At 65.3% G+C, this 16,651-nt stretch carries 17 protein-coding genes; 14 read left to right on the top strand and 3 right to left on the bottom strand.

What is annotated here, in order from left to right; translation table 11 throughout:
- Positions 1–205: 205 nt before the first annotated feature.
- The 10 genes from HZZ13_RS20965 (at position 206) to ccoS (ending at position 9,649) form a co-directional block, all read left to right on the top strand.
- Positions 206–1,039 carry a universal stress protein gene (locus tag HZZ13_RS20965; protein WP_197961431.1) on the top strand — a complete coding sequence of 278 codons (834 nt, stop codon included), beginning with the start codon at positions 206–208 and terminating at the stop codon, positions 1,037–1,039.
- A gap of 39 nt (positions 1,040–1,078) precedes the next feature.
- A complete protein-coding gene (locus tag HZZ13_RS20960; protein WP_197961430.1) occupies positions 1,079–1,504 on the top strand; it encodes a CBS domain-containing protein in 426 nt (141 codons plus the stop codon).
- Positions 1,505–1,733: 229 nt separating this feature from the next.
- Positions 1,734–3,383: a cytochrome-c oxidase, cbb3-type subunit I gene (ccoN, locus tag HZZ13_RS20955; RefSeq protein ID WP_197961429.1), complete on the top strand. Its 1,650-nt coding sequence runs from the start codon at positions 1,734–1,736 to the stop codon at positions 3,381–3,383.
- Between the two features lie 12 nt (positions 3,384–3,395).
- Positions 3,396–4,130, top strand: a complete 735-nt coding sequence (gene ccoO, locus HZZ13_RS20950; protein ID WP_197961428.1) for a cytochrome-c oxidase, cbb3-type subunit II — start codon at positions 3,396–3,398, stop codon at positions 4,128–4,130.
- A 13-nt stretch (positions 4,131–4,143) separates the two neighbouring features.
- Positions 4,144–4,308 carry a cbb3-type cytochrome oxidase subunit 3 gene (locus HZZ13_RS20945; RefSeq protein WP_172783919.1) on the top strand — a complete coding sequence of 55 codons (165 nt, stop codon included), beginning with the start codon at positions 4,144–4,146 and terminating at the stop codon, positions 4,306–4,308.
- 6 nt (positions 4,309–4,314) lie between these two features.
- A complete protein-coding gene (gene ccoP / locus HZZ13_RS20940; RefSeq protein ID WP_197961427.1) occupies positions 4,315–5,190 on the top strand; it encodes a cytochrome-c oxidase, cbb3-type subunit III in 876 nt (291 codons plus the stop codon).
- Positions 5,191–5,312: 122 nt separating this feature from the next.
- Positions 5,313–6,779, top strand: coding sequence for a cytochrome c oxidase accessory protein CcoG (gene ccoG / locus HZZ13_RS20935; protein ID WP_197961426.1), 1,467 nt, complete (start codon positions 5,313–5,315; stop codon positions 6,777–6,779).
- Positions 6,780–6,795: 16 nt separating this feature from the next.
- The gene (locus HZZ13_RS20930; protein WP_197961425.1) at positions 6,796–7,281 is read left to right on the top strand and encodes a FixH family protein; all 486 of its coding nucleotides are present in this window, start codon (positions 6,796–6,798) and stop codon (positions 7,279–7,281) included.
- An 11-nt stretch (positions 7,282–7,292) separates the two neighbouring features.
- Positions 7,293–9,482 carry a cation-translocating P-type ATPase gene (locus HZZ13_RS20925; protein ID WP_197961424.1) on the top strand — a complete coding sequence of 730 codons (2,190 nt, stop codon included), beginning with the start codon at positions 7,293–7,295 and terminating at the stop codon, positions 9,480–9,482.
- On the top strand, positions 9,482–9,649 hold the full coding sequence (gene ccoS / locus HZZ13_RS20920; protein ID WP_008550618.1) for a cbb3-type cytochrome oxidase assembly protein CcoS: 168 nt from the start codon (positions 9,482–9,484) through the stop codon (positions 9,647–9,649). The genes HZZ13_RS20925 and ccoS overlap by 1 nt, the downstream gene beginning before the upstream one ends.
- On the opposite strand, the gene HZZ13_RS20915 is transcribed toward ccoS, so the two are convergent.
- Both HZZ13_RS20915 and HZZ13_RS20910 read right to left on the bottom strand, forming a co-directional pair.
- On the bottom strand, positions 9,646–10,848 hold the full coding sequence (locus HZZ13_RS20915; RefSeq protein WP_197961423.1) for an MFS transporter: 1,203 nt from the start codon (positions 10,846–10,848) through the stop codon (positions 9,646–9,648). The genes ccoS and HZZ13_RS20915 overlap by 4 nt on opposite strands.
- A gap of 91 nt (positions 10,849–10,939) precedes the next feature.
- Complete coding sequence (locus tag HZZ13_RS20910) at positions 10,940–11,419, bottom strand: cupin domain-containing protein (RefSeq protein WP_197961422.1); 480 nt, start codon at positions 11,417–11,419, stop codon at positions 10,940–10,942.
- Between the two features lie 314 nt (positions 11,420–11,733).
- Between HZZ13_RS20910 and HZZ13_RS20905 the strand changes: the two genes are divergently transcribed.
- Entirely contained in the window at positions 11,734–12,450 is a 717-nt protein-coding gene (locus HZZ13_RS20905; RefSeq protein WP_197961421.1) for a peroxiredoxin-like family protein, read from the top strand.
- A gap of 9 nt (positions 12,451–12,459) precedes the next feature.
- Here HZZ13_RS20905 and HZZ13_RS20900 read toward each other — a convergent pair whose 3' ends face one another.
- The gene (locus tag HZZ13_RS20900) at positions 12,460–13,347 is read right to left on the bottom strand and encodes a LysR family transcriptional regulator (RefSeq protein ID WP_197961420.1); all 888 of its coding nucleotides are present in this window, start codon (positions 13,345–13,347) and stop codon (positions 12,460–12,462) included.
- Between the two features lie 180 nt (positions 13,348–13,527).
- Here HZZ13_RS20900 and HZZ13_RS20895 point away from each other — a divergent pair, with 180 nt between their 5' ends.
- The 3 genes from HZZ13_RS20895 to HZZ13_RS20885 all read left to right on the top strand — a co-directional run bounded on the left by HZZ13_RS20895 (position 13,528) and on the right by HZZ13_RS20885 (position 16,589).
- Entirely contained in the window at positions 13,528–14,352 is an 825-nt protein-coding gene (locus HZZ13_RS20895; protein WP_197961419.1) for a 3-hydroxybutyrate dehydrogenase, read from the top strand.
- A 58-nt stretch (positions 14,353–14,410) separates the two neighbouring features.
- Positions 14,411–15,553 (top strand): patatin-like phospholipase family protein, encoded by a 1,143-nt coding sequence (locus HZZ13_RS20890; protein ID WP_197961418.1) that lies wholly within the window; start codon positions 14,411–14,413, stop codon positions 15,551–15,553.
- 88 nt (positions 15,554–15,641) lie between these two features.
- Complete coding sequence (locus HZZ13_RS20885; protein ID WP_197961417.1) at positions 15,642–16,589, top strand: oxygenase MpaB family protein; 948 nt, start codon at positions 15,642–15,644, stop codon at positions 16,587–16,589.
- The last annotated feature ends 62 nt before the right edge of the window (positions 16,590–16,651 follow it).

Here is a 16,651-nt window from a genome sequence, read left to right as displayed (position 1 = left end):
TCTCGGCGGGTCCGCAGGATGCTCTTACCGCTCCGGCAATGTCGCCCAAGGCTTGGCCGGAGGCAAGCGCGGACAGTTGAATCCACTGGCGGATTGCCCTCGGATCGGCAAGCGGCCGGCACAAGCGCTCGATTTGATCTAGCTCAGCCTGTTGCCCGGCAGCAGGTCTAGGATTCGAAAGAATTCTGCAATGCTGGAGATCCCGATGACATACGCGACCGTCATGGTCAGCCTGGCGCTCGATCAGCCCAACGAAGCGCGTCTTCAGGTCGCAGGCGAACTCGCCGAACGATTCGAGGCAGCTATCGTCGGGGTCGCCGCGGCCCAGTTCGCCCCGCCGCTCTATTTCACCGACGGCGCAGAGGCGCAAGCGCTGATCGATGAGGGTGAAGCTTCGATCAAGCGGCGGCTGGCCGGCCTCGAAGCGCAATTCCGCGCGGCCGTGAAAAATCGCGGCGGACACGCGGAGTGGCGCAGCGCCGTGGATTATCCGGCGCGCTTCGTGACGGCGCAGGCGCGTTGCGCCGACATCGTCGTCAGCGGGGGGCAGAGCCCGGCCTTCTCCGACGCTTTCTCGCTGGCGAGCCCCAAGGATCTGGTGATGCAGGCCGGCCGCCCGCTTCTGGTCGTTCCCGACCGGGCCAACTGGCTCGACCTGCGCAACGTGCTGGTGGCGTGGAAGGACTCGCCGGAGGCGCGGCAGGCAGTGGCCGACGCGCTGCCGATGCTGCACAAGGCGAAGGACGTCATCATCGTGGAAATCCCGGAGCAGGGCGACGACCGTTCGGCCGTGATGGCCGGTGTCAGCGACGTTGCCGCCTGGCTCGGCCGTCACGGCGTCACCGCGACTGCGCGCGTTCTCGAGGCCGCAGGAAACGAAACCCCTGCTGCGCGGCTGGAGAAGGTCGCCGGCGACGTCGGCGCGGGCCTGATCGTCGCCGGCGCCTATGGTCATTCGAGATTTCGCGAACTGATCCTCGGAGGCGTCACCCAATATCTGGTGACGCAAACCGCGCGCAGCGTGCTGCTGTCGCACTGACCACTGGCCGGCCAGTTGAGGAATTGAGGAGGACGCGCCGTGTACCAGTTTCTTGAACAGACCGTCGACGGCTACATGACGCGCAACGTCAAGACGGTGCAGCGCGGCCTCGACTTGTTCCAGCTCAGCGAGATGTTCGAGACCGACGATTTCAATTCCTACCCGGTCGAAGACGACGGGCAGGTGGTCGGCATCGTCACCAAGTTCGACATCCTGAAGTGCTTCGCTTTCACGCCGAGTCACATGTTGCCGCGCTACGACGACCTGATGAGCCGCAAGATCGGCGACGTCATGACGCCCGAGTTCATCTATGTCAGCCCCGACACGCGGCTGACACGCGTGCTCCAGATCATGGTCGAGCACCGCATCAGGAGCATCATCGTGCTCGACGGCACGCAGAAGCTGGTCGGCATCATCGCGCGCGAAGACGTCATCGCGGCGCTCAAGGCGACGGCGCGGGAGTGACGTCTGGATCTTTCGGTTCCAACCTCCGTGACTTCACGGAGGTGCTTCGAAGGATGTGACCGCAGGACCAAGCTCTCGCGTGCGATGGCGCTGCGCGCGGTGAGAGAAGGCACCTCAGCTGGCCTCACATCGGCTCACATTAACAGAAATCCATCTATCTTGATTTCAATCAATTCCCCGCGAGAGTGAATGTGGTTTCTGGCAGCGTGTTCTTTCAGAGAGAATCCGCATGAGCCAGCCCTCCATCTCAAAATCCATGACCATCGGTGAAAGCGGCTTGGCTGTCGTATTCGCAGTCACCGCTTTCCTCTGCGTGATCGCCTCGGCCAAGGCGCTCGATGCGCCCTTCGCGTTCCACGCCGCGCTCGGCGCGGCGGCGAGCGTGGCTGCGGTGTTCTTCATCGTCAACCGCTACTTCGAGCGGCCGGCGGCGTTGCCGCCCCAGGAAATCAACGGCCGCCCGAACTACAACATGGGGCCGATCAAGTTCTCGGCCTTCATGGCGATGTTCTGGGGCATTGCCGGATTCCTCGTCGGCCTCATCATCGCCTCGCAGCTGGCTTGGCCCGCGCTGAATTTCGATCTGCCCTGGATTCAGTTCGGCCGCCTGCGGCCGCTGCACACCTCCGCCGTGATCTTCGCCTTTGGCGGCAACGTGTTGATCGCGACCTCCTTCTACGTGGTGCAGAAGTCCTGCCGCGCGCGCCTTGCCGGCGAGCTCGCGCCGTGGTTCGTCGTGCTCGGCTACAACTTCTTCATCCTGATCGCGGGCACCGGCTATCTGCTCGGCGTCACGCAGGGCAAGGAATACGCCGAGCCCGAATGGTACTCGGACCTCTGGCTGACTATCGTCTGGGTGGTCTATCTGCTGGTCTTCCTCGTCACCGTCATCAAGCGCAAGGAACCGCACATCTTCGTCGCGAACTGGTTCTATCTCGCTTTCATCGTGACGATCGCGGTGCTGCATCTCGGCAACAATCCCGCGCTGCCCGTCTCCGTGTTCGGCTCCAAGTCCTACATCGCCTGGGGCGGCATTCAGGACGCCATGTTCCAGTGGTGGTACGGCCACAACGCGGTCGGCTTCTTCCTGACCGCCGGCTTCCTTGCGATCATGTACTACTTCATCCCGAAGCGCGCCGAGCGGCCGATCTATTCCTATCGGCTGTCGATCATCCACTTCTGGGCGCTGATCTTCCTTTACATCTGGGCCGGTCCGCATCACCTGCACTACACGGCGCTGCCGGACTGGACGCAGACGCTCGGCATGACCTTCTCGGTGATGCTGTGGATGCCCTCCTGGGGCGGCATGATCAACGGCCTGATGACGCTGTCGGGCGCCTGGGACAAGCTGCGGACCGATCCCGTGCTGCGCATGCTCGTCGTCTCCGTCGCCTTCTACGGCATGTCGACCTTCGAGGGCCCGATGATGTCGATCAAGGTGGTCAACTCGCTCAGCCACTACACCGACTGGACCATCGGCCACGTGCATTCCGGCGCGCTCGGCTGGGTCGGCTTCGTCTCCTTCGGCGCGCTGTACTGCCTGGTGCCGTGGGCCTGGAATCGCAAGGGCCTCTACAGCCTCAAGCTCGTCAACTGGCACTTCTGGATCGCCACCCTCGGCATCGTTCTCTACATCTCGGCAATGTGGGTGTCCGGCATCCTGCAGGGTCTGATGTGGCGCGCCTACACCTCGCTCGGCTTCCTCGAATATTCCTTCATCGAGACCGTCGAGGCGATGCATCCCTTCTACATCATCCGCGCCGCAGGCGGCGGCCTGTTCCTGATCGGCTCGCTGATCATGGCCTACAATCTCTGGATGACGGTTCGCGTCGGCGAGCAGGAAGTCCAGATGCCCGTCGCTCTTCAGCCGGCGGAATGAGGAGCTCAAGCAATGTCGTTCTGGACACGCCACCAAGTCTTCGAAAAGAACTCGATCATCCTGATCGTCGGCATCCTGCTGGTGATCGCGGTCGGTGGTCTCGTCGAGATCACCCCGCTGTTCTACCTCAAGAGCACGATCGAGAAGGTCGACGGGGTCAGGCCCTACACGCCGCTGGAGCTCGCCGGACGTAATGTCTACGTCCGCGAAGGCTGCTATCTCTGCCACTCGCAGATGGTCCGGCCCCTGCGCGACGAGGTCGAGCGCTACGGCCACTTCTCGCTCGCCGCGGAGAGCATGTACGACCACCCGTTCCAGTGGGGCTCAAAGCGCACCGGTCCGGATCTCGCCCGTGTCGGCGCCAAATATTCCGACGACTGGCACGTCACCCATCTGACCAACCCGCGCGCGATCGTGCCGCAGTCGGTGATGCCCGGCTATCCGTTCCTCAGCAAGACCGATGTCGACCCGGATGCGATCGCCGGCGACATGCGCGCGCTCAGGATCGTCGGGGTCCCCTACAGCGACGAGCAGCTCGCCAATGCCGCCGCCGACCTGAAGGCCCAGGCCGATCCGGACAATGCCGGCGCCGACGCCTTCACCAAGCGCTACGCCAAGGCCGTCGTACGCAATTTCGACGGCAAGCCCGGCACGCCGACCGAGATGGACGCGCTGGTGGCGTACCTGCAGATGCTCGGCACGCTGGTCGATTTCAAGATCTACAACGAGAAAGCCAATCTTCGCTGAGAAGGCATGAACGATGAAAGCCATCCTGACCGTCCATAATCTTGCGTCCGATCTCGTGACGACGATCTGGACACCGGCGTTCGTCGCGATCTTTCTCGCGATCATCGCCTACGCATTTTGGCCCCGTAACAAGGCTGCGTTCGACAAGGCAGCGCACCTGCCCTTGCGGGAGGAGTGAGAAACCATGACCGATCATTCTAGCGACATCGATTCCGTCTCCGGCAAGTCCACGACCGGACACGAGTGGGACGGCATCAAGGAGCTCAACACGCCGCTACCGCGGTGGTGGGTGATCACCTTCTACCTCACCATCGTCTGGGCGATCGGCTACTGGATCGTCTATCCCGCCTGGCCGCTGATCTCCAGCAACACGGCCGGCGTGTTCGGCTATTCCTCGCGCGCCGACGTGGCGGTCGAGCTGGCCAACCTCGAGAAGATCCGGGGTGACAAGATGGCGGCGCTGGGCACGGCCTCGCTCGCCGACATCGAGAAGGACCCGGCTCTGCTGGCGCTCGCCCGCGCCAAGGGCAAGACCGTGTTCGGCGACAATTGCGCGCCGTGCCACGGCACGGGTGCGACGGGGTCCAAGGGCTATCCCAACCTGAACGACGACGAATGGCTGTGGGGCGGCACGCTCGACCAGATCATGCAGACCATCCAGTTCGGCGTGCGGTCGGGCCATGCCAAGACCCATGAGGGCCAGATGCTCGCTTTCGGCAAGGACGGCGTGCTGAAGGGCGACGAGATCGTCACGGTCGCAAATTACGTCCGGTCGCTGTCGGGCCTTTCCACCCGCACCGGCTATGATGCCGCCAAGGGCCAGAAGATCTTTGCGGAGAATTGCGCCGCCTGCCATGGCGACGCCGGCAAGGGCAATCAGGAGCTGGGCGCGCCCAACCTGACGGACAAGATCTGGCTCTACGGCTCCGACGAGGCGAGCCTGATCGAGACCATCAGCCAGGGGCGCGGCGGCGTGATGCCGGCCTGGGAAGGCCGGCTCGATCCCGCCACCATCAAGGCGATGGCGGTCTACGTCCACTCGCTGGGCGGCGGCAAATAGGCCGGCTCCGCGATGGATGACCTGGGGCGGGGGCGAAGAAAAGCGCCCCCGTTTGCGTTGGATCAAGGGACATTCCGGCGCCGGCTCTAGGTTCAATCGCACCTTTGAAGAAGCTCGAGGCGATGAACAAGACCGTCAATCCGAACGAATTGAAGCCCGCGGACGACGTCGGGCCGCTCTATGCGGCCCGCAAGAAAGTCTATCCGCAGAGCGTCTCCGGCACGTTCCGCCGGATCAAATGGGGCCTGATGGCGTTCTGCCTCGGCGTCTATTATTTCCTGCCCTTCGTGCGCTGGAATCGCGGTCTCGGCGCGCCGAGCCAGGCTGTGCTGATCGATCTTCCCAACAGCCGCTTCTATTTCTTCTTCATCGAGCTGTGGCCGCAGGAGGTCTATTACTTCACCGGCCTGTTGATCGTCGCCGCGGTGGCGCTGTTCCTGATGAACTCCATCGGCGGCCGGATCTGGTGCGGTTATCTCTGTCCGCAGACGGTGTGGACCGATCTGTTCTATGCGGTCGAACGCCTGATCGAGGGCGACCGGCGCGAGCGCATGAAGAAGGATGCCTCCACCGACCCGATGAAGCTCGAGCGCATCTCCGAGATCGTGCTCAAGCATTCGATCTGGCTCTTGATCGCCTGGTGGACCGGCGGCGCCTGGGTGCTCTACTTCAACGACGCGCCGACCCTGGTGAAGGAGCTCGTCACCTTCCAGGCGCCGATGATCGCCTATATCTGGATCGGCATCCTCACCGCGACCACCTATCTGCTCGCCGGCTACATGCGCGAGCAGGTCTGCACCTATATGTGCCCGTGGCCGCGCATCCAGGCCGCGCTCACCGACGAATGGGCGCTCAACGTCACCTATCGCTATGACCGCGGCGAGAAGCGCACGTCGGTCAAGAAGGCCGCCGAGCTGCGCGCCCTCGGCCAGCAGGTCGGCGATTGCGTCGATTGCTACCAGTGCGTCGCGGTCTGCCCGACCGGCATCGACATCCGCAACGGACCGCAGATGGAATGCATCCAGTGCGGGCTCTGCATCGATGCCTGCGACAACGTGATGACCAAGATCGGCCGGCCGAAGCGGCTGATCGGCTACGACAACGACATCAACATCCACCGCCGCCAGGAAGGCAAGGCGCCGATCTACCGGATCGTCCGCGCCCGCACCATCGTCTACAGCGCGATCATCGCGGCGGTCGGCGGCATCATGATCTACACGCTGGCGACCCGCAGCCTGCTCGACGTCAACGTGCTGCACGACCGCAATCCGGTCGCGGTCAAGCTCAGCGACGGCTCGATCCGCAACGCCTATACGGTGCGGCTCCTGAACAAGAGCGGCTACGACCGCGTCATCGCGATCGACGCCGAGGGACCGGTCAATTCGACCGTTCACGTCGTCGGCGTCGATTCGGTGACGCCGGACCGGCCGATGATCGTGATCCCGCGCGATGCGACCAGCGAGCTGCGGCTTCTCGTCACCGCGCCGGCCGAGAACAATCCGGAGAAGTCGATTCCGGTCCACTTCCACGTCACGGACATCGGGCTCGGAATCGTCGCTTCCGCCACCGACAATTTCGTCTCGCCTTGAGAATCAGGAGACTGCCATGGCTTTCAAGCCGCTGACCGGAACCAAAGTCTTCCTGATGCTGGTCGCTTTCTTCGGCCTCGTGATCGGCGTCAACGCGACAATGATGAAGCTCGCGATCGCGACGCTGCCCGGCACCGAGGTCGACAGCCCCTATGCCGCGGGCCTGACCTACGAGCGCGAGATCTCGGCGGCGCAGGACCAGGCCGCGCGCAAATGGAAGGTCAACGCCCATATCGAGCGCCGCAACGACGGCGGCGCCTCGGTCCAGGTCGAAGCCCGCGATGCCGGCGGCCAGCCGATCTCCGGGCTGAAGTTCGGCGGCCGGCTGGAGCGGCCGACCGACAAGCGCGCCGACCTCGCGGTCGAGCTCACGGAAGCTGGCATCGGTCTCTATCGCGGCAGTGCGGCGTCCGTCGCGCCGGGCCAATGGGACCTGGTGATCGAGGGCGAGGCGCGGGGGATGCGCGTGTTCATGTCCCGTAACCGCGTGATCCTGAACTGAAGGATTTCGTCATGCAGGTCACGCGCGATTTCTCTCATTACGTCCGCGACGCGGGCGAGGGCCTCCGGCACATCGATCTCGCCGTCGAGGGCGTCCACTGCGCCGGCTGCATGGCCAAGATCGAGCGCGGGCTCTCGGCCATCCCCGACGTCACCCTGGCCCGCGTCAACCTCACCGACCGCCGCGTCGCGCTGGAATGGAAGGCGGGCACGCTCGATCCCGGCCGCTTCATCGATCGGCTGGAGGAGCTCGGCTACAAGGCCTATCCGTTCGAGACCGAGAGCGCGGAGGTCGCCGAGGTCGCCGAATCCCGCTTCCTGCTGCGCTGCCTCGGCGTTGCGGCCTTCGCCACCATGAACGTGATGATGCTGTCGATCCCGGTATGGTCCGGCAACGTCTCGGACATGCTGCCGGAGCAGCGCGATTTCTTCCACTGGCTGTCGGCGCTGATCGCGCTGCCGGCGGCGGCCTATGCCGGCCAGCCGTTCTTCCGTTCGGCCTGGCGTGCACTGTCGGCCAAGACCACCAACATGGATGTGCCGATCTCGATCGGCGTGATCCTGGCGCTCGGCATGTCCGTGGTCGAGACCATCCACCACGCCGAGCATGCGTACTTCGACGCGGCGATCATGCTGTTGACCTTCCTGCTGGTCGGCCGCTTCCTCGACCAGAACATGCGGCGGCGGACCCGCGCGGTCGCCGGCAATCTCGCCGCGCTGAAGGCGGAGACGGCGGCGAAGTTCATCGGGCCCGACGAGATCTCGCAGGTTCCGGTTGCGGCGATCAATCCCGGGGACATCGTGCTGCTCAGGCCCGGCGAGCGCTGCGCGGTCGACGGCACCGTGATCGAAGGGCGTTCCGAGATCGACCAGAGCCTGATCACCGGCGAGACGCTCTATGTCACGGCCGAGCAGGGCACGCCGGTCTATGCGGGATCGATGAACATCTCTGGCAGCTTGCGGGTGCGGGTCTCGGCCGCCTCCGAGGCGACGCTGCTCGCCGAGATCACGCGGCTGCTCGACAACGCGCTCCAGGCTCGCTCGCGCTACATGCGCCTTGCCGATCGGGCCTCGCGGCTCTACGCGCCCGTGGTGCATGCGACCGCACTCCTGACCATTCTCGGTTGGGTCATCGCGGGTGCCTCCTGGCACGATGCGATCGTGACCGGCGTCGCCGTGCTGATCATCACCTGTCCCTGCGCGCTCGGGCTCGCGATCCCGACCGTGCAGACGGTGGCCTCGGGTACGATGTTCAAAGCGGGTGTGCTGCTCAATGCGGGCGATGCGATCGAGCGGCTGGCCGAAGCCGACCATGTCATCTTCGACAAGACCGGCACGCTGACGCTGCCCGATCTCCAGGTGATGAACGCGGCCGACATCCCGGCCGACATCTTCGAGCTCGCCGGCCGGCTCGCGCTGTCGAGCCATCATCCGGTCGCGGCTGCGGTTGCGCAGGCAGCAGGTGCGAAATCTCCGATCCTCAGTGCGGTGGAGGAATCCGGGCAGGGGGTCCGTGCGACCGTCGACGGCCTCGAGCTGCGCCTCGGTGGTCCGTCCTTCTGCGGTGCCGAGGCGCTGGTCGGCAGCGCCGCGCTCGATCCCGAGGCCTCCATTGTGGCGTTCAGCAAGGGCAGCGAGAGGTTCATCCTTTCCGTCCGCCAGGGCCTGCGACCCGATGCCAAGGCGGTGATCGCGGCGCTGAAGGCGCGCAACATCGGCATCGAGATCCTGTCCGGCGATCGCGAACCGGCGGTGAAGGCGGCGGCGGACGCGCTCGGCATTCCCGAGTGGCGCGCCGGTGTCACCCCGGCCGACAAGATCGCGCGGATCGAGGAGCTGAAGCGGCGCGGCGCCAAAGTGCTGATGGTCGGCGACGGCATGAACGATGCGCCCTCGCTCGCGGCAGCCCATGTCTCGATGTCGCCGATCTCGGCCGCGCATCTCAGCCAGGCCACCGCCGATCTCGTCTTCCTCGGCCGGCCGCTGGCCCCCGTCGTCGCTGCCATCGACGCTGCGCGCAAGGCGCTGCATTTGATGCGGCAGAACCTCTGGCTTGCGATCGGCTACAATGTGCTCGCGGTGCCGGTTGCGATCAGCGGCGTCGTGACGCCCCTGATCGCGGCGGCCGCCATGAGCGGATCGTCGATCCTGGTGATGCTGAACTCGCTGCGCGCCCGCAGCTCCTCGCGGGAGATCGTGTGATGGAGATCCTGGTCATCCTGGTCCCGCTGGCCTTGATGCTCGGAGGTGCCGGTCTCGTCGCTTTCCTCTGGTCGCTCAGAAGCGGCCAGTACGACGATCTCGACGGCGCCGCCTGGCGCGCGATCGCCGACGATGAGCCGCCGCAGGAAGCGCCGGCCAAGCGCTAACGTTTCAGGGCGAAGGTAAGCAGGGCTGCGGCCGCGAGCGCCGCGCCCACGCCGAATATGCACGCCTGCCATCCGAAAGCGTCGAACAGGCGCCCGAGCACGGCCGTACCGAGCAGTCCGCCGCAGAAGTAGCACGCAAGATAGGTCCCGCTGGCGATGCCGCGGTTGTCGGCTGCGGCCTGTCCGACGAAACCCGTCGCGGCGGCCTGCGCGAAAAACGTGCCGACGCCGACCAGGACCATGCCGGCGAGCACCTCGCTGAGATGCGGCATCAGCATCAAGGGCAGGCCGAGCCCGGCGACAGCGAGCGCGCTCCAGATCGTGGGCCGCGTTCCCAGCCGTGCGGCCACCTTGCCGGCCAGAAGCGTCGTGGCGACCGACGGCAGGAAGACGAAATAGACGAGGCCGAGATCCATCATACGAAGCGACAGCGGCGGCCGCACCAGCACGAAATTGACGTAGGTGAAGGTGCCGATGAAGGCGAACAGGATGCAGAAGCCGATGCCGAAAGCGGCGCGCAGCTGCGGATTGCGCCAATGCGCGATGGTGGCGGCAAGCGGCGAAGCCGCCCGCATCACCGCATGCATCGGCCGCACGCGATTGACGGTGAAATAGACCAGCGCCGCGCCGGCAAGATTGAGCGCCGCGAAGAAGTAGAAGTTCCAGGCAAGGCCGAGGCCATCGGCCAATGCGGCCGAGATCAGCCGGCCGACGAGATTGCTGGCGACATTGCCGGTGATGTAGGCGGCAAACGCGCCGCCGGCGTCCATCGCGCTGCATTGCTCGCCGAGATAGGCGAGGGTGAGCGCGAAGGCTGACGCCATGCACAGGCCCTGCGCGACCCGCAATGCGGTGAAGACGGTAAGATTGGGCGCGACAGCCAGCAGACTGGTGGGGACCGCAAGCAGGGCCAGGCTCAGCAGGATGCCCGTTCGCCGGTCGATATGCGGACTGAAGAAGCCGACCACGAGGCTGGCTGCGGCCATGCCGAAGGTGCTGGCGTTGACGGCAAAGCCCATTGCCGCGGGCGTGACGCCATAGTGCCGGGTCAGCGAGGGCAGGATCGCCTGCGTCGCGAAGAGATCGACGACCGTCAGGAATGCGGTGAGGCCGATCACGAGCGAGCGAAGCGCCAGACCCGGCGAGTGCGCTTCCATCGTCGTCGCGGCCGTTTTGATCGACGCGGAAAGATCGGTCATGGCATGATGATCCTGTGAGGGATGCGGCACCCGGCATGGAGTCCCGGGCGCCGCATTTCGTAACGAACGCGCTGGGGCTGGAGAGCGCTCGTTACATGTGATGGTCGTTGGGATCCTTGCGGACGTCGCCGACATAGAGAATGACGGTCTCCTTGCCGAGGTTCTTCCACCAATGCGAGGTGCCGTAGACTTCGGGGCGGATGTCGCCGGCCTTGTGCACGATCGGGTCGACGCAGTTGGAGGCGTATTCGACGATCTCGCCCTGCTGCACGAAGATCAGGGCAGGGCGATCGTCGTGGCTGTGCCAGGGGACGATGCCGCCGGGCGCGATGGTCAGCTTGCGGAAGCGCAGCTCGCGACCCTCGATATGGGCGGGCTGCTTGCCGAGATCGATCGCGCCGAGCGTCACGTCGGTGACGCCGACGGGCTTGTAGTCGACCATCTGCTGCGCGTTCGGCTTGGTCTTGCCGGCCGGACATTCGCCGGCGAAAACCGGCGTCGCAAATGTCAGCGCGCCGAGAACGGCAACGCCTGTCCAAACCACGCGCGACAATGTGAGATGGCTAGACATGGAAGGTCTCCTCTGTTGGCCGCAACCCTGATGGCCGCGGGCTATGGCAGGAGCTTCGTCGAGACCGTCTTCATCTTGAAATGCCGGCTTGCTTTCGATGCGATAGCCCTGCGCTATGCCGATAGGCGGCAGCTATCGAACCGATTGGGCATCGGCATTTCCGCTTTCGCAGCATCCGGCGTCCGATGCCAGCGCGCCCGATTGGTGGGCGTCCGCGTCAATCCGCAATGGGCGTCCTGGCATTGCGGTCGCCCCTTGCGGGCGGGCGGACCGGGAAACTAGTATTCGCCCTTAGGGAAAGCCGGAGCAGGAAGATGACGTTTCTCTCGCCAGCCGACGCCGAACAGCTCAGGCTCGCCTTCCGGCGCTGCCGCGACATGGACGGCACGCTGAACGAACAGCTCCGCGCCTATGCCGATGCCAGCCGCAAGGTCTTTCCGGCCTATGGCGAGGCGGTCGATCGCCTGGTCGCGCGATTGAATGGCAACGGCGGCGGCGAGACCGCGCCGCGGCCGGGTGATGCGATGCCGCCGTTCATGCTGCCCGACGAGGGTGGGCGTCTGGTGTCGCTGCCCTCGCTGCTGGAGGGAGGCCCCGTCGCGGTGATGTTCTTCCGCGGCCATTGGTGTCCCTATTGCCGGCTCAATGTCCGCGCCGTGGTCCAGGCGCTGGATCGCATCAACGCGATGGGGGCGCAGGTCGTCGCGATCATGCCGGAGACGCAGGAATATACCGGGCAGCTCAAGGCCGAATCCGGCGCGCCGTTTCCGATCCTGACGGATCTCGACAACGGCTATGCGCTGTCGCTCAACCTCGCGATCTGGCTCGGGGCCGAGATCCAGCAATTGCTGTCCTATCAGGACATGGCGAAATTCCATGGCAATGACGGCTGGATGTTGCCGATCCCGGCCGTGTTCGTGGTCGGACGCGACGGCATCGTGAAAGCCCGCTTCGTCGACCCGGACTTCCGCAAGCGCATGGAGATCGACGATCTGATCGAAGCGCTCGAGCGCGCGAGCCGGGAGAATTGAACGTCGGCGCTATCCCGCGATCGCGCGCCAGTCGGCGCCGCGCAGCATGCGCATCACGGCATTGCCCACAGCGGTGCGTTGCCGGCCGGCGATCCCATAGAGGTTGACGGTGCGGCGGGCGTCGAGCCCGGTGACTGCGGCGCGGGTCAGCCGCTCCGGCACCGGTGAGGTGTGCGGCACCATGGCGATGCCCATCTCGGCCTCGACCAGCTCGATCAAATCGCGCTCGTTCGAGACCTCATGGCCCTGTTCGATGTCGATGCCGTGCTCGCGCAGGCTCGCGGAGATGCGGCGCGCGTGCTCGCAGAAGGTTCGGCTCAGCAGCAGCTCCGATCGCAGATCGTCCAGTTCGACCGAGTTGCGGCCGGCCAGCCGGTGCCCGTCGCCGACGACGAGCTCGAAGTTCTCGGTGAACAGCGGCCAGACATCCAGCCGGTCCCAGGCCTCGTCGATCTCGGCCGCGATGCCGAGCTCGGCATCGCCCTTCTTCAGGAAGTCGCCGACCTCACGAGCCGAGCCGCGCAGGAAACGGAATTCGAGCCGGTTGAACTGCCGCTTGATCTCGTTGAGATGTGGAATCAGGAGGGCGAGGTCGATCGAATGCGTCAGCGCAATGCGGAGCGCACCGATCTCTCCGCTCTTGAACGAGGAGGCCAGCGAGCGCGCGCCGACGGCCGCGTCGTAGCACTGCTTCAGAAGCGGATGCATGCGCTGGCCGAGCTCGGTCAATTGCGCGGCGGGGCGCTCGCGGCGGAACAGGTCGCCGCCAAGCTCGGCCTCGAGCTGCTTGATCGCGCGCGTCAGCGAGGGCTGCGTGACGTTGCACTCCTCGGCCGCGCGCGTGAAGTTCAAGAGCTGCGCCACCGCGAGGAAATAGCGGACCTGGTGCATTTCCATGGATCGGCTCCCAGCAAAAATCGACCGGAAATCTAGCCGATCAGGGCGCGAAATGACATCCCGCCTGCGATAGCGCGGGCGTATGGACTCGGAAGCCAACCGGCATTTCCGCAAATCCCGGAGATCCCGCAGATTTCGCTCCAGCCTGGCGCGGTTCGCGCCGAGAAAGAGGTCTGGATCATGAATATCCCCATCAAGACGCAGACGTCCGCTTCCTCACGCGTGCTGGCCGGCAAGGTGGCGCTGGTGACTGGGTCCACCAGCGGCATCGGTCTCGGCATCGCACGGGCCCTGGCCGCCTCCGGTGCCGACATCGTGCTCAATGGCCTTGGTGTCGCCAGCGAGATCGGCCGGACGCGCGAGCAGATCGCCGCGGAATTCGGCGTCAAGGCCAGCTACTCGCCGGCGGATATGACGCGGCCGAAATCGATCGCCGAGATGATCGCGGCCACGGTGGCCCAATCCGGCCGGCTGGACATCCTTGTGAACAATGCCGGCATCCAGCACGTCGCGCCGCTCGACAGGTTTCCGGTCGAGAAATGGGACCAGATCCTCGCGATCAACCTGTCCTCGGCCTTCCACACCACGCGGCTCGCATTGCCGGCGATGCGGCAGAACGGTTTTGGCCGGATCATCAACATTGCCTCGGCGCACGGCCTGGTCGGCTCGCCGTTCAAGGCGGCCTATGTCACCGCCAAGCATGGCATCGTCGGTCTCACCAAGGTGACGGCGTTGGAGACGGCGGAGCAGGGCATCACCTGCAACGCGATCTGCCCCGGCTATGTCTATACCCCACTCGTCGAGGCACAGATCGACGGGCAGGCGAAGGCGCACGGCATCTCGCGCGATCAGGTGATCCGCGACGTTCTGCTGGCACAGCAGCCAAACAAGCGCTTTGCCACCGTCGAGGAACTCGGCGCGCTAGCGGTGTTCCTGTCGACGGACGCGGCGGCCTCGATCACCGGCGTTGCGCTGCCGGTCGACGGCGGTTGGACCGCGCATTGACATGGGCCGGCGCAGCAAGTCGAATATTCGAACGGTGCAAGCTCACCAGGAGCGAGACATGAGCACGCAGGACAATTCGCAGAAGAAGTTCGACCTGCCGGGGCAGGTCGTGCTCGTGCTTCAGGGCGGCGGCGCGCTCGGCTCGTACCAGGCCGGGGTCTACCAGGCCTTGCACGAAGCCGGCATCGAGCCGGACTGGATCATCGGCACCTCGATCGGCGCCATCAATGCGAGCCTCATCGCCGGCAACCCGCCCGAGCACCGCCTCGCGCGCTTGCGGGAGTTCTGGAAGCGGATGGAGCAGCAGCCGGTCTGGGACTGGCGCACCGCGTTTCCCGGCTTCAACGAGAAGCTGGCCTATTGGTCGACCGTGACCCACGGCATTGCCGGTTTCTTCCGGCCCAATCCGCTGGCCCATGCCGGCGATTCCTATCCGCTGGGCGCCGATCACGCCGGCTATTATTCGACCGCGCCGCTGGAAAAGACGCTGAGCGAGCTCGTCGATTTCGACCTGGCCAACCGCTGCGCGCCGCGTCTGACGGTCGGTGCGGCTCATGTCGGCACCAGTGCAATGCGCTATTTCGACAGCCGCGACGGCGAGCTGACGGTGAAGCATGTGATGGCTTCGGGCGCGCTGCCGCCGGCTTTCCCCGCCGTGCGCATCGACGGCGAGCTCTATTGGGACGGCGGCATCCTGTCGAACACGCCGACCGAGGCGGTGTTCGACGACAATCCACGCCGGGATTCGCTGATCTTCTCCGTGCATCTGTGGAATCCGGTCGGGCCGGAGCCGACCACGATGGCGGAGGTGCTGAACCGGCACAAGGACGTGCAATATTCCAGCCGCATCGCCAGCCAGATCGCGCGCCAGCAGCAGGCCCATCAGCTGCGCCATGTCATCAACCAGCTCGCGGCCCGGCTGTCCGACAGCGAGCGCAACGATCCCGCAGTGAGGGAGCTGACGAGCTACGGCTGTCCAACCCGCATGCATGTGGTGCGGCTGCTGGCGCCGCAGCTCGAGCACGAGACCCATACCAAGGATATCGACTTCAGTCCGTCCGGGATCACGCGGCGCTGGCACGCCGGCTATGCGCACACCAAGTCGGTACTGGCGCGCAAGCCCTGGATCGGCGAATTCGATCCGCTCGCCGGCGTTGTGCTGCACGAGCATATGGACGAGATGCCGATGGCCGCGGAGTGAAGGTCGTCCTTCATTGTCCCGCGCGATGAGGATTTCCCGAGCGCGCGGTCTGGGCTAGTGTTGCCGGGTCTGGTCGCGAGGCCTGCAATTGGTCACAGAGAAAGATCTCGAGGCAACGCTTGATTTCGTCCGCGCTCACGCGGCGGGTCCGAATGCCGGTGTGTTCGGCCCGTCCTCCGTCACTTGGCGGATCGATCGCGAGGCCATGATCTTTGTCGGAGCCGGCCGCGCGCTGTTGCTGCAACTGGCGCATCCCTGGGTCGCGGCCGCCATCGCCGAACATTCGAGCACCTTTGCAGATCCGATCGGCCGATTTCACCGCACCTTCGGAATTGTCTTCCCGATGGTGTTCGGCTCGCTCGACCAGGCGCTGTCGTCGTCGCGACAATTGCATCGGCGTCATGGCATGATCATCGGGCAGATGCCCGAGACCGTCGGCCCCTTTGCTGCAGGCTCGCGCTATTGTGCCAACGACGTCCCGGCGCTGCGCTGGGTTCACGCCACGCTGGTCGAGACCGCCGTGATGGCGCATGATCTGGTGCTGCCGCCACTCTCGGCGGAGGAGCGCGATCGCTATTGGAGCGAGGCCAGGCTGTACGGCGCCCTGTTCGGATTGACGGGGAATGATTTGCCGGCGGACTGGTCCGGCTTCGTCGCCTACACCAAGGCAATGGCGCAGTCGGAGACGCTGACGGTCAGCAGCGCAGCACGCGAGATCGCGGCGCAGATCTTCACGGGCGCACGCCCGTGGTTGCGGCCGCCGCGCTGGTATCGCGCGCTCACCGCGAGCATGCTGCCGGAGCGCTTGCGTGCAGGCTTCGGCTTTGAGCTCGACGCGCGCGGAATCCGATCCGCCGACAACGCACTGCGATGGATCAGGCGCGTCTATCCGAAACTGCCCGACAGGCTGCGCTATGTCGGTCCCTACCAGGAAGCGCAGGCGCGGCTGCGGGGCGAAGCGCGGCCTGATTGGATGATACGGTGCCTCAACCGCGCCTGGATCGGCCGGCCGCAGATGGACGTGCGCGGGAAATAGGGTCTCGAGGCCAAGCTTGTCGCAGCTTGTCATTCCGGGGCGCGCGGAGCGCGAACCCGGAA

The organism is Bradyrhizobium agreste, assembly GCF_016031625.1.
GTDB lineage: Bacteria > Pseudomonadota > Alphaproteobacteria > Rhizobiales > Xanthobacteraceae > Bradyrhizobium > Bradyrhizobium agreste.
The sequence above is the reverse complement of the archived record's forward strand: the minus strand, read 5'-3'. Positions and strand labels throughout refer to the sequence as shown.